Here is a 12,952-nt window from a genome sequence, read left to right as displayed (position 1 = left end):
ACCCAAGACTAGAAATCGATGAACTGATCCCGATCAGCTCACAAGAAAATCAACGTCGGCGCATCCAGGCTCAGCCGCCCGACCGTGAAGCTGGCACCTGCCACGTCATCCGCGAGGATCACCCTGAGCACCTCAGTGGGAGAGTAGAACGTCTGCCCAGCCATGAGTGTAAGCGCGAACATGGCCACGATGAGGACTGTCAGCACGGTGGTGACGGTGCGGCGGCGGTGCGTCCGGCGCCCGCGATCGTGGGCGACGGCCTGCCTGGTGGTCAGCTGGACGGTCACAGGGCGCGGACTTTCTGCCGGCGGACGATGTGGATGAAGAACGGTGCGCCGATCAGGGCGGTGACGATCCCGACGTCGATCTCAGCCGGCCGGGCCACGATGCGCCCGAGAACATCGGCGGCCGTGAGCAGGGCCGCCCCGACGAGGGCGGAGCAGGGCAGCAACCAGCGGTGGTCCACCCCGATGATGAGCCGGCAGGCATGGGGGACGACCAGGCCGACGAACCCGATGGGCCCGGTCACCGCGGTTGCGGCCCCGCACAGCACGACCGCTCCGAGGGCGGCCCCGGCACGTGCCGCAGCCACGCGTTCACCGAGGCCGGCCGCGAGGTCGTCGCCCAGCGCCAGAGAGTTCAGGGAGCGGGCGGAGCACAGACAGATGACGAGTCCTACCGCGAGGAAGGGCAGGACCTGTTGAACGCTCTGGGTGGTCCCGCCGCCCACGCCGCCGATCTGCCAGGACCGCACGCCGTCGGCGATGTCGCCGCGCGGGAGCACGACGGCGCTGATGAGCGAGGTCAGCGCCGCGGAGGACGCGGCTCCGGCCAGGGCCAGTTTCAGGGGAGTGGCACCGCCACGCCCCAAGGAGCCGATGACGTAGACGAGGACGGCCGTGATGGCGGCCCCGACGATCGCGGTCCAGATGAAGCTCGTGGCGGAGGTCAGGCCGAAGAACGCGATCCCGGTGACCACCGCCAGCGACGCCCCGGTGTTCACGCCCAGGATCCCGGGATCGGCCAGGGGATTGCGGGTCACGCCCTGCATGACCGCCCCGGACACGGCCAGGGCCGCACCGACGACGAGCGCCAGCAGGGTGCGCGGGATGCGTTTGGCGACGGCGGCCTGGCCGAAGCCCTCGGTCGAGCCGCCGAGAGCGGCGACGATGTCGGAATGGGCGACCTCGCGCGAGCCCACGGTGATCGAGGCCAGCACCAGTGCCGCCAGGACCCCGATCAGGACGAGCGTCCACCACGGGAGCACCCCGCGTGGGCGTGCCGCTGCGGGGCGTCCACGCGGGGTCCGGTGCCGGTGCGGATCACGGTGCCTGGTCGGCGGCGGCGTCCAGCAGCGACAGGTAGTCCTCCAGGACCCAGGAGATCGACAGCGGCGTCGGGTTCGCCGCGGTGCCCAGCGGGTCGTCGCCGGGCAGATTAACCACCGCGTCGTTGGCCACCGCGGGCATCTGCGACAGCAGCGGGTCCTCCTTCAGGGCGGTGACCAGCTCGTCCCCGCCGTAGGTCACGATGATGTCGACGTCGTTGAAGGCGTCGGCCTGCTCCGCACTCTGCGTCAGGGAGAACTGCTCCGTGCCCGCGGAGGCCTCGGCGACGCTGTCCGGTGTGGTCAGGCCCAGGTCCTCGAAGAACATCGCTCGGGTGTCGTGGGTGGTGTAGAAGCTGACCTCGCTCAGATCGGTGGTGTCCACGTGCGTGAGGAACATCGCCGACCGGTCCTGGATCTGCGGGTGCTCGGCGACCGTGTCGGTGATCTCCTGCTCCAGGTTGGAGATCAGCTGCTCGCCCTCCTGGGCCATGCCCAGTGCCTGGCTGTTCAGCTGGATCATCTCCCGCCACGGGGTCCCCCAGGCGGTCTCCGGATAGGCGACCACCGGGGCGATCTCGTTGAGGGTGTCGTAGTCCTCCTGGGTCAGCCCCGAGTACGCCGCGAGAATCACGTCCGGCCGACTGTCCGCGACCGCCTCGAAGTCGATGCCGTCGGTCTCGTCGAACAGCACCGGGGTCTCCGCGCCCAGCTCCTCCAGCTTCTCGTCGACCCACGGCAGCACGCCGTCGCCGTCGTCATCGCCGAAATTGGCCGCCGCCATGCCCACCGGAACCACCCCCAGTGCCAGCGGAACCTCGTGGTTGGCCCAGTTCACCGTCGCGACACGCTCCGGTCTGGCCTCGATGGTCGTCGTCCCCAGCGCGTGCTCGATGGTGACCGGCGTCCAGTCCCCACCCGCCTCCGCGCCCTCGCTCGAGGACGAGACGGAGCAGCCGGCAAGTCCGACGGTGAGCACCGTGGCCGCAGAGAGCGTGATGAGTCTGAAGGGGCGAGACATGGTGGCCTTTCGGGCTGGAGCCGTGCAGCAGACGGCGGGAACATGGGTGGTCACGGGGCACGGCGGAAGGGTGCTCCGAGTACTCAGCGGCGGCGGGAGCGGCCAGCAGCAGGCGGCTGCCCGGATCGCGGACAGCCTTCTGCTGGACGGCCTGGCGAGGCCGAAATAAGGGTGTCCTTACTTCTGCTGAACCGTAACACGATCCCACAGCATTAGCGCACACACTCATGTGCTATTGCCGCCCGGGGGCTCGACCCATGGTCCCGGCCGGGCGGGCGCCCGCGCCTTGAGTTCGAGGCGAGCCCCGAGGTGTCTCGCCCGGTGTGCCGCAACGACACCGTGCGCGCGCAGGCCGTCGTCGAAACGCCCGCCGACGGCGACCTCCGCCCCATGAGCGCCGCCCGGAGCGGAGCTGACGTGGGTGGTGCACCGGCGCCTCGACTCCCCCACCCGGTGTCCGGACGAGGCGGCTCGGGCACTCCGCCCGCGGTCGAGTGGAGCGTGGACCATGGGGGCAGGCCACCATCGGGGCCCAGCGAGATGAAGGTACCGCAACGCGCTGCACCAGCAGGCTCGTGCACCTCAGGCGCGGTCGACCCATTCCACGGCAAGGCCGTCGCGCTGCCCGAATCGCTCCAGATGAGACCCCACCACCTTCTGGACCCGCTCGAGCCCCTCGCGAGTCTCGGACTGAGCACGAAGCTCCAGGGCGTGGTCGCCGGGCACGAGCAGGCAGCTGCCGACGGTGAGGACGATCCGAGGTCCTTCGGCCTCGGTGCGGATCTCGGCCTTGTGCCCGAAATGGGAGGCCAGTTGCTTGGCGTAGCGCGCAGCCGTCTCGGTGGCCACCGCCGCCCGGGCGACGTGGGCCGTGACGGCGGGATCGATGCGAGGTCGAGCCATGGACTGATCTCCTGAGTGTTGGACGACGCGGGACACCCGCAACCTTGGTGGGCTGAAGGTCGGCGGTGAGGATCGAGCACGGGAGCGGGCCCCGCCTTATTACGTCAATAAAGTGTTCGCTAATGTTGTTTCGACTGCTACAGTCTGCCACAGCGGAGTGAGGTAAGGCGTTCCTAACCTCCTCCGTGCGACACCCGACCGGGGACCACGCCGTGGGTCCCGGGGGGCTCCGTTGCGGCTGAACGACACCCGAGGTGCGCTGGTCCTCGCCACCCGGTGTGCCCCGGCTGTCGTTCAGCCGCGATCGAGCACCGCCGACACGTCTGCCGAAGGGAGCCACCGTGGGGTCTCCGAAGATTTCTGTGGTCGCGGTGATCGACCTGGACGGCAAGCACGTGCGCCTGGTCGTCACCGGCCTACTCACCATGGACACCCAGTCCGCCCTGCACCCCCTGATCCGCGTGGCCAAGGTCCTGACCCCGGTCACCCGGGTGGTCGTGGACCTCACCGACGCCCGGATCACCGACACCGCCGCCATGGAGGCCTTCGTTCGACACGCCGGGGAAGGGCACACCGCGCCCGGACAACCCGCCCTGCGGCCGGAGCCCGTGGCCGGTGGCGCACGGGGTGAACCTCACCGACTCGCATCGGTCGGTCCAGGTGTTCGGCGCCAACCGGCTCCCGCGAACGTTCCGAGCCTCTGCAGCGGCCCCTGTCCTTCCGGAAACGTCCCAGCCCGATCCCCAGGAGCATCATGGATCCTTTCGACGACCCGCACGCCGAGGTGCGCGTGGTGATCGACAGCCACGGCCACCCCTGCCTCTGGCCCGCGCCCTGCCCGGTGCCCTTCGGCTGGACCACCGCCCTGTGCCCAGCACCCCGCCACGAAGCCCAGACCTATCTGGACTGCCACCCCAGCGCACCCGCCCTCGACGCAGACGCACGGTCGCCGGCTCGTTGACGGCCGGTCCTGCGCGAGGGCTGTGGAGAGGCCGGCACGCGATCGCATCCGGCACCGGACATTCCGCCGCACGAAGCCCTCACTGATCGGCATCTCCACCCTCCTCGTCCGTCCTGGAAGAAAGCGATGCTCATGTCCTCGTACCGACCGATCGCCGTCACCGCGGTGCTCACCCCGCTGCTCCTGGCCGGCTGCGGCACCGACGAAGCCCGAACTCCCACCTCCGACGCCGCGACCGAGACCCCAGCAGCCACGCCGGAAGCCACGACCGCGACCGGCGCGGTGCCCGAAGGGGTCGCCGCCCAGTACGCCACCCTGACCGAAGAGGTCGGGGCCGAGGGCGGGCGCACCTCGTCCGGGGACTGGGAGGTCGCCTACATCGTCGAGCCGGCCGAGCCCTGGTTCGAGACCACCGATGGGGAGCCGGTCCGGCGCGAACCCGCCGCCGGGGAGACGCACCACCTGGAGATCATCCCGATCGAAGCGGCCACCGGTCGTATCGTGCCCGATGTGCCGATCCATCTGGAGGTCCTCGACGACACCGGCGAGGTCGTGGACGAGAAGGAGCTGATGTTCTTCAACGCGGAGTTCTTCCACTACGCGCACAACTTCAGCATCCCGGCCGAAGGCGACTACACCCTGCGTGCTTCTCTGCAACCGCCGGAGTTCACCCGGCATGGGGAGAGCCTCGAAGAGCTGACCCTGCTGGAGCCGGTGACCGTCACCTTCGAAGAGGTCCGTCTGGAGCCCGGAGACTGAGCCCGTGGCACAAGCTGGGCCCCTGGGCTGAGCCGGGACAGGAGGTCGAGGTCAAGGGTTCTCCAACCTGAGACGGACATGATCAAGATGGAGTCCCAGGTGTGAGGGGCCGGGTGCGGTGGGCTTCCCTGCGCCGGACTCCAGGGGCCGGGCCTGACAGGCTGGTCGGTATGCCCGGTGCGGGAGGTGAGGTGGATGCTCCAGCACGGTGCGGTGCGCCTGAAGGCGCGTCTGGTGCGCGGGTGGGCGGCAGCGATCCTGTCCACCTCCCTGGCCGGACTCTCCCACTGTGCCGCTGATGCGTCCACGCCGCATCCGGTGCTGCTGCTGGTGGCGCTGGCGGGGGCGGGCCCAGTGTGCGTGCTGTTGGCCGGGCGCCGGATGGGACCGGTGCGAGGAGAAGTCCTGGTGGAGCCTGGTCGATGCGCTGAGCACCCGGATCATCAGGTGCTGGCGCTGATCATGCCGTTGATTCCGGCGGCGCGTCCGGTGCACCGGACCGGGGCGTTCCTCCACCATGGGCTGCACGGCACCGGGTGGGTGCGTGGCGCCATCTCGCGCAGGGGGCCGCCGGCACCGGTGGTGTGACCGAAGTCCCCTCCGCGCCCCGCACCTGCTGAGCATTGCTCGGCACGGGGCGAGGAGGTTCCACCACCGTCTTCCGGAGACGGGTGAGTCCGTTCGCACCTGCACCACCCGTGGTGGTGCACCCGTCCGGTGCTGCCGGTGGCCACGAACCTGTGGCGACGCCAGGTCGGCCGGCAGCACCGCTGGACCGTCCTCGTTCGGGTTGCTGCTGTGGACACCGGTGCACGGCGAGCGCCTCCGTCTCCGCCCCACGTGTCCGAGTGGTTCCGCCATGTCTGCACCCACCACGTTCCAGCCCCTCCCGCCACTCCACCACCGGCGGCTCCGTCCTCGAGGGGGTGGGGTCGGCAGTTGCTGCTGCGCCTGCACTTCTACATCGGGGTGTTCATCGGCCCCTTCCTGCTCGTCGCCGCCGTCTCGGGGGCTCTGTACGCGTTGAGCCCGCAGCTGGAGAAGGTCCTGTACGCCGAGGCCCTGACCGGCACGACGGTCGAGCAACCGCTGTCCCTGGACGCCCAGGTCGCCGCCGCCCAGACCGCCACCGGCCTTCAGGCCGCCCCGGCGGCGGTGCGCCCGGCCGAGCCCGGGTCCACCACCCGGGTGATGTTCACCGATCCGGCCCTGGGCGCCTCCGCGCACCGGGGCGTGTTCGTGGACCCGGGCACCGGTGAGGTGGTCGGGGAGGAGACCGTCTACGGCACCAGCGGGTCGCTGCCGCTGCGCACCACCATCGGAGAGCTCCACCGCAGCCTGCTGCTGGGCGAACCGGGACGCATCTACAGCGAGCTGGCCGCCTCCTGGCTGTGGGTCATCGCCACCACCGGGCTTCTCCTGTGGGCGGCCCGCTGGCGCAGCACACGAGCCGGGCGCCGGACCCGGGGCCTGCTGGTCCCGGACACCGCCACCACGAACACGTACCGGCGCACCCGGTCCTTCCACGCCGCGACCGGGGTGTGGCTGGGCCTGGGGTTCGTGTTCCTCGCGGCCACCGGGCTGACCTGGTCGACCTATGCGGGGGCCAACGTCACCGAGCTGCGCGCCACCCTGGGCTGGACCACCCCGGCTCTGGAGAAGACCCTGGACCCGGCCCAGGCCCCGGCCGGTGGAGGTGAGCATGCGGAGCACGGGGGCTCCCACCATCACACCGCGATGGTCGAGGCCGCTGGACAGGACGCCGGATCCTTCGACGCGGTGCTGGCCACCGCCCGGGACAACGGCATCGACGCCCAGCTGCTGGAGATCAAGCCCGCCACCGATGCCGGAACGGCGTGGTCCGTGGCCGAGATCGACCGGTCCTGGCCCACCCAGGTCGATGCGGTCGCCGTGGACCCCGCCACCGAGCAGGTCAGCGATCAGGTGCGCTTCGCCGAGTTCGGGCTCGTGGCCAAGCTGGCCCAGTGGGGGGTGGCCGCGCACATGGGGGTGCTGTTCGGGGTTCTCAACCAGCTCGTCCTGGCCGTGCTCGCCCTGGGTCTGGCTGCGATGGTGGTGTGGGGGTACCTGATGTGGTGGCGCCGCCGGCCCACCCGGGCCACCGGAGTGGCGCTCGGTTCCGCCCCGGAGCGCGGGTCGCTGCGCCGGGCACCCCTGCCGGCAGCCGCCGGGATCGCCGTCGTCACAGTGGCCCTGGGAGCGTTCTTCCCGCTGCTGGGGACGAGCCTGGCCGCTTTCCTGGCCCTGGACGTGCTCTTGGGCGTGGTCGCCGCCCGCAGGGCCCGTTCCTCGACCACCTGACCTCGACCTCCCCTGCCGAGACCATCGATCCGTGTCCCGTCGCGGGGGCTCTCCTCTGAGCCCCTGTGCACCCCACGTTCGCGAGGAAGGACATGATTCTCAGGACCACCCGCCCGCGTCGCCCGGCCCTGCGCCGGATCGTCGCCACCGTCGCGGTGGCAGGCGCCCTGACCGGCGTGACCACCACCCCCGCGCTCGCCCATGAGGGGCTCTTCCACTCCACCCCCAGGACGGCCTCGGCGAACTCGACGCCCGTGACCACCTCCGAGCCCGCCGGTCCCCTCAGGCCGTCCCACCCGTGCCGGGGCTGTCCATGGTGTGTCCGGCCGCGGCCAGGTGCTGCCGCGACCAGGACGAAGCCCCCACCGGGAGGGACAGGGCACCTCGCTGCGTACCGGGCACCTGGCCTTCCTGGGCCAGGGTCAGCGACGTCCTGCCACGCTGATGTCGACGTGGACGGGGCGGTGGTCGGAGGCCGGGAACGGGTACTCGCCGGTGAGCTCCGCCCCGGGCTCACCGGGGGCGGGCCACCACACGCCGGCGCCCACAACCCGCAGGTTCTTCGAGGGGAGCACGTAGTCGACCCGCAGGTTGCCCGGGGCGGGGTGGTCGCTGAAGTCGGCGGTGTCGTAAGCGGGATCGGAGACGTGTGTCAGGTTCGCCTCGCCCTGGCGGGCCGCGGCCTCGGGACCGCCCGCGGAAGCCGGCAGCGGGTCCTGTACCCGCGGGTGCTCCAGCAGCTGCTGGATCGCCCCGGGCCACGAGTCACCGTCGTGCGGGTCGGAGTTCTGGTCGCCCATGACGACGAACCGTGCCCCGGGCTTCAGCCCGCCGCGCGCCCCAGTGTCGTCGTAGATGTAGGACGACACCGCGGGGGTGCTCACGTAGTCGGCCCAGAAGCGGATCTCGTCGTGATTGCGCCGACCGTTGCGGTCCTCGGGGCCGTCGAAGCTGGGCGGGGTGGGATGGGAGGTGAGCACGTGCACGGTCTGGTGGCCGATCCGCACGGGCACGTCCCAGTGGGACTTGCTGGACAGCCGCAGCACCTGCGCCTGCTCGGGCGGGTAGAAGCCCGTGGGCAGCAGGTTGCCGGGCATGTCCGCCCAGCGGAAGTTCTGGAAGGTGCGGACAGCGGCGGTGTCGATGGGGTGCTTGGAGTAGACGACCAACCCGTACTGACCCGGGAAGTCCCCGAAGCCCCACGCGTCATCACCGCCACCGATCGCCCCGTCCTGGTTCAGGTCCAGCCCTGAGGGCATCCCGGTGTTCACGGGCGCGACATGGACGTAGGGGTAGTCCACGGGCTCTTGGCCGTTCTGGCCGACGGCGAGGTAGTTGTCGCGGAACAGCTGGGCGGACCGGCCCTTGTCGTCGTGGTCGAACTCGTTGACGAGCAGCACGTCCGGGTCATTGCGCTGGATCACCTCCGCGACCGCCTGCGCCTGGGCGTTGCCCGGGGTCAGAAGGTCGACCTGAAGCTGCCCCTGGGTCCCGCGGTTGAGGGAGGCGTTGTAGGTCATGAACCTCACCGCCTCCCGAGTCCGCATGGTGCGTTCTTGCTCCCGGACATGGTCCTGCCCCGCTACGGCCGGCGTCGCTGCGCCCACCAGCAGCACCGCAGCAACACCGACCATCACCGTCGACCTGTTGAAACCCACGACGCTCCTCCTCCGTCCAGTTCGTGACACCGACCGTAGCCGGGATCGGCGCACACTTCCTGAACGGGTGCCCGCACGGCAGGGGACGAACGGCGGTGGCGCTGGTGACACTGCTGGGGCGCCCGAATGCCCCAGCCGAGCCGTGGCGGAGCGGCTGGGGCATTCGACACGGCTGCCCGGGGGTGCTTCCGTGCTGGTCAAGCGGGACTGGGGGGTTCCTGCTGGCCTCCGACACCGTAGAGAGCCGCCGTGACCGGCCGGTCAACGGCAGATGAACACCCGGTGCCACCATGTGCGGTATCGCCGCGCACCCGACCAGACGGTTGGGCTCGACGGCCGAACAGGATCGAGGACCTCACGCTCGGTGCGCTCAGCAGGTGAGGTGCTCCTGGAGGCCGGGAAGGTCATCGGTGTTGATGTGGTCGACCCCGGCCTCCTGCAGCTCGTTCCACACGATCTCCCGCGCCGGCCCGAGGATGTCATGGGTGGTCCGGATCCGCACCCGGTCCTCGACCTGCCGCACGTCGGCCTCCACGGAGGTGGCGCCCCTCGGATGCGTGACCACGCGCCGAATGCTCAACCACGCAGCCGAGTCCTTCACCGTTGGGGTTGTCGGGGTTGCGAGGCTGACGGCGTCCGTCAGGAGCATGGGCACCGGGTGAGACGTCAGTGAGGGCGGCGCTGGAGTCGGTGGCCACCGCGGCCTCGGCTCACCCGTCAGATCGACGTTGCCTGGACCTCGTCTGCGCTTCACCTCGGGTTGATCCTGGTGTCTTCTCGACTCCGTTGACTGGCCGTGCCACCACTGTCGATCGGAGAGTCACCCCCATGAGCATCCCCCGCTCCGCGTTCCGCCCGTTCCACGTCGCTGCTGCCGGCGCCCTGTCGGCCGTCACCCTGACCGGAGTGCCGGCCCCTGCCGTGGCCGCCCCCACCGTTTCCACCGTCATTGCGCCCCCGGCCGCCTCGATCGCCGCGGAGGACCGCCCCCTGCTGATCGGCCACCGGGGTGCTGCCGGCACCGCGCCGGAGAACACCGTGGCCGCGTTCAAGGATGCCCGTGCCGCCGGGGCCGACTACCTCGAGATCGATGTCCAACTCAGCGCCGACGGGGTGCCGTTCCTCTTCCACGACAACACCCCGGCACGCACCACGAACGTCGCTGACGTCTTCCCGGGCCGTGAGAACGACCCGATCACCTCCTTCACCTGGGCAGAGCTCCAGCAGCTCGACGCAGGCTCCTACTTCGACGAGAAGTATGCCGGCGAGAGGATCCCGCACTTCGACGACGCCGCGAAGGTCGCCACCGTCAACACCGGCGTCTACATCGAGATCAAGTCCCCCACGAACTCCCCCGGCATCGAGCAGGTCGTCGCCGGATCCCTCGCCCAGGACAAGGACTGGGCGAAGCTGCTGGCAGCCGGCAAGGTCACCGTCATCGGCTTCGACGAGACCTCCAACCGGGCCTTCGCCGCACTCGCCCCCGAGGTGCCCCTGCAGCAACTGACCGGCACCGTGCCCGACAGCGCGACGCTGGAGCGGTGGGCCGGTATCGTGGACTCCGTGGGCACCAACTACCGGACCCTGGACGCCGAGGGCGTCGCGCGCGTCGACGCCGCCGGCCTGGACCTGGGGGTCTATACCGTGAACTCCCCCGAGGCCGTCCAGGACGTCATCGACCTCGGCGTGGACATGGTCACCGGGGACTTCCCGATCCAGACCGACCGCTACCTCGACGGACAGGACCCCTATCCTGCCGACCACGGCGTGGAGATCACCGACTCCGTCAACGACGTCCCGGGCAACGACCTGCAGCCCGAGACCGGTGAGCACGTGGTGCTCACCAACACCGGCACCCACACCGTGGACGTCAGCGGCTGGCTCCTGCGCGACGCCGCCAACAACGTCCTGAGGGTGGGCGGAGGGTACACGCTGGCCCCAGGCGCGCGACTGCGCATCTACACCGGACCCGGAACGAACACCGAGGACGCGTATTACAACGGCGGCACCGGTTCCGTGCTCAACAACGGCGGCGACTCCGTCGCCTTGTGGACCGACAAGGACAAGTTGCAGGACGTCTTCGCGAACTGAGCCAGAATCTTCCCACCCGCTCTCGAGACACGCACCCCCGGGGGAGACGACCCTAAGGGTGCGTGTCCCGGAACCGGACCAACAGAGGCTCGGCAGTGCCACCCAGGAGGTGCTCCCAGCCTCCATAGCCACACCCATCGTCCGTCCCAGTCCCGAACACGGCTCCTGGCGCGTAGATGTCCGGACAACATGCCCGTTCACGGTTCGATCATCCAGTTCCTAGAAAAGTGGGACGGGCCAGGCCACCAGGTCCACGACTCTGCTAGACGACTGATTCCATGGGGATCACGTACAGCCAGGTGAGACCCCCCATGATCGCGATCATCGCGACCGCACTCACCGCGAGATATGCCTTCGTCCGCCGGATCTCTGCCGGGTCCCTGTCCTCCGGTGACGGGCTGCTCACCGAGTCGAGGAAGGCCAGGCCCTTGGCACTGGGCGCGGAGGTGGCGTTGCCCAGCAGAATGCCGATGACGCTGGCGACCATGGACACCAGGACCGGATTCAGCGCCGTCGGCAGGTCGATGCCCCCGAAAGTCGCCAGTCCTTCCAGGATCAAGACCGTGCCACCACCGAGGATCATGCCGTAGAACGCACCTCGTTCTGTCATCCGCCGGCTCTGTGTGCTGGCGATGGCCACGATGCCCCAGGCCGCAGCGAAGAAGCTGGCGGCCATGTAGCCGATGGACAGCACCGTAGGAGACGCGATGTAGGTGATGACGAGGACCACGAACCCTATGGCCAGCATCGCCAGACGTGATTCCTTCAGGCCCCGGACATCCTGCTCGTCCGTGGCCGTGCGCTTGGAGACCCAGGGGACGACGTCCTGGACGGCGCTGAATCCGACCAGCGACAAGAACGTCGAGGCCGAGGACAGGCCGGCGGCCATGACTCCGGCCACGGCAAGCACGCCGAGCCATGACGGCAGGACGTTCTGTGCTGCCCAGATGAAGACGGTCTCCGTCGGTTCGATGGCGGGGTTGATCAGGTTGACCGCGTAGGAGCCGAAGACCAGCAGAACGTAGAAGGCGATGATGACGACCATGGCCACGGTGCCGGAACGGATCGCGACGTGGCCGGTCCTGGCCATCATGTAGCGGCTCGACTGCCAGGGGCTGACGGCGACGACGAACATCCAGACGATGCCGTAGAGGAAGAAGTACAGGAATGCTTCCCACGGCGAGGAGACGGCCGCGTCCGGACCGACGGCACCGTGCCAGAGGAGCCCGTTCCGCCACTGCTCGTCCGATGCCATGGTGGTCACGACGTCGGTGAACCCCCCGGCTGCTCCGATGATCAGGAGCAGGCCCCCTGCTCCGGCGATCATGAACAGGAAGAACATGATGGTGTCGGTGACGATCACGCCCTTGGACCCCGAGACGATGGTGAACAGAGTGAAGGCGACCCAGACGATGAGGAGCAGGACGGTCTCGTCAAGTCCGGTGACCCCGGCCAGGACCAGGGTGATCCCGCGGGTCACCGCCACCAGGTACAGGCCGATCCCGACGAGCACCATGAGGCCGGCCACACCTTGGATGCGGCGGGAGTCGTAGCGGCGGCCGAAGAACTCCGGCACTGTCAGCGTTGCCGCCCGTCTCAGATATCTGCCGAAGAGGAACACGCCCAGCAAGTAGCCGCCCTGCGCCAGGGGGGCGATGAGCAGGATGAGCCAGGGGAACCCCTCGTAGGAGAATCCTGCTTCACCCATCATGGCGACGGTCGAGAGGTAGGAAGCTACGAGAGTGCCGACTATCAGGAGTACGCCCGCGCTGCGGCCGGAGACGAAGTAGTCGGCCTTGTTCCGCACGCTCCGGCTCATGAAGACCCCGACAGCGATGAAGATGATGAAGGCCGCGAAGATGGCGACGGTGTAGGTGTTCACCGGTCATCGACCTCCGCGTCGCGGTTGA

The 12,952-nt window shown here is 69.5% G+C and carries 12 protein-coding genes; 5 read left to right on the top strand and 7 right to left on the bottom strand.

Annotation, left to right across the window (positions count from 1 at the left end; translation table 11 throughout):
- Positions 1 to 38 precede the first annotated feature (38 nt).
- From ACFYE1_RS16000 to ACFYE1_RS15985, 4 genes are all read right to left on the bottom strand, one after another.
- Entirely contained in the window at positions 39 to 287 is a 249-nt protein-coding gene (locus ACFYE1_RS16000) for a hypothetical protein (protein WP_387745047.1), read from the bottom strand.
- The gene (locus tag ACFYE1_RS15995; RefSeq protein ID WP_387745044.1) at positions 284 to 1,267 is read right to left on the bottom strand and encodes a FecCD family ABC transporter permease; all 984 of its coding nucleotides are present in this window, start codon (positions 1,265 to 1,267) and stop codon (positions 284 to 286) included. The genes ACFYE1_RS16000 and ACFYE1_RS15995 overlap by 4 nt, the downstream gene beginning before the upstream one ends.
- 55 nt (positions 1,268 to 1,322) lie before the next feature.
- A complete protein-coding gene (locus ACFYE1_RS15990; protein ID WP_387745041.1) occupies positions 1,323 to 2,348 on the bottom strand; it encodes an iron-siderophore ABC transporter substrate-binding protein in 1,026 nt (341 codons plus the stop codon).
- Positions 2,349 to 2,930: 582 nt separating this feature from the next.
- Positions 2,931 to 3,251 (bottom strand): DUF2218 domain-containing protein, encoded by a 321-nt coding sequence (locus tag ACFYE1_RS15985; RefSeq protein WP_387745038.1) that lies wholly within the window; start codon positions 3,249 to 3,251, stop codon positions 2,931 to 2,933.
- Positions 3,252 to 4,005: 754 nt separating this feature from the next.
- Between ACFYE1_RS15985 and ACFYE1_RS15980 the strand changes: the two genes are divergently transcribed.
- The 4 genes from ACFYE1_RS15980 to ACFYE1_RS15965 all read left to right on the top strand — a co-directional run bounded on the left by ACFYE1_RS15980 (position 4,006) and on the right by ACFYE1_RS15965 (position 7,293).
- A complete protein-coding gene (locus ACFYE1_RS15980) occupies positions 4,006 to 4,212 on the top strand; it encodes an MbtH family NRPS accessory protein (RefSeq protein ID WP_387745035.1) in 207 nt (68 codons plus the stop codon).
- Between the two features lie 132 nt (positions 4,213 to 4,344).
- On the top strand, positions 4,345 to 4,971 hold the full coding sequence (locus tag ACFYE1_RS15975) for an iron transporter (RefSeq protein WP_387745032.1): 627 nt from the start codon (positions 4,345 to 4,347) through the stop codon (positions 4,969 to 4,971).
- Between the two features lie 195 nt (positions 4,972 to 5,166).
- Positions 5,167 to 5,559 (top strand): hypothetical protein, encoded by a 393-nt coding sequence (locus ACFYE1_RS15970; RefSeq protein ID WP_387745029.1) that lies wholly within the window; start codon positions 5,167 to 5,169, stop codon positions 5,557 to 5,559.
- Between the two features lie 351 nt (positions 5,560 to 5,910).
- The gene (locus ACFYE1_RS15965; protein ID WP_387745026.1) at positions 5,911 to 7,293 is read left to right on the top strand and encodes a PepSY-associated TM helix domain-containing protein; all 1,383 of its coding nucleotides are present in this window, start codon (positions 5,911 to 5,913) and stop codon (positions 7,291 to 7,293) included.
- A gap of 422 nt (positions 7,294 to 7,715) precedes the next feature.
- Here the strand turns inward: ACFYE1_RS15965 and ACFYE1_RS15960 are convergent, their stop codons facing one another.
- Together ACFYE1_RS15960 and ACFYE1_RS15955 are read right to left on the bottom strand one after the other, a co-directional pair.
- The gene (locus ACFYE1_RS15960; protein WP_387745024.1) at positions 7,716 to 8,813 is read right to left on the bottom strand and encodes an endonuclease/exonuclease/phosphatase family protein; all 1,098 of its coding nucleotides are present in this window, start codon (positions 8,811 to 8,813) and stop codon (positions 7,716 to 7,718) included.
- Between the two features lie 508 nt (positions 8,814 to 9,321).
- Complete coding sequence (locus ACFYE1_RS15955; RefSeq protein WP_387745021.1) at positions 9,322 to 9,531, bottom strand: hypothetical protein; 210 nt, start codon at positions 9,529 to 9,531, stop codon at positions 9,322 to 9,324.
- Positions 9,532 to 9,779: 248 nt separating this feature from the next.
- Here ACFYE1_RS15955 and ACFYE1_RS15950 point away from each other — a divergent pair, with 248 nt between their 5' ends.
- Positions 9,780 to 11,042 carry a glycerophosphodiester phosphodiesterase family protein gene (locus ACFYE1_RS15950; protein WP_387745018.1) on the top strand — a complete coding sequence of 421 codons (1,263 nt, stop codon included), beginning with the start codon at positions 9,780 to 9,782 and terminating at the stop codon, positions 11,040 to 11,042.
- Between the two features lie 262 nt (positions 11,043 to 11,304).
- Here the strand turns inward: ACFYE1_RS15950 and ACFYE1_RS15945 are convergent, their stop codons facing one another.
- Complete coding sequence (locus ACFYE1_RS15945) at positions 11,305 to 12,924, bottom strand: sodium:solute symporter family protein (RefSeq protein ID WP_387745015.1); 1,620 nt, start codon at positions 12,922 to 12,924, stop codon at positions 11,305 to 11,307.
- Positions 12,925 to 12,952: the final 28 nt, after the last annotated feature.

It is taken from the genome of Kocuria nitroreducens (assembly GCF_042879195.1).
In the GTDB taxonomy this organism is placed as follows: Bacteria; Actinomycetota; Actinomycetes; order Actinomycetales; family Micrococcaceae; genus Kocuria; species Kocuria nitroreducens.
The sequence above is the reverse complement of the archived record's forward strand: the minus strand, read 5'-3'. Positions and strand labels throughout refer to the sequence as shown.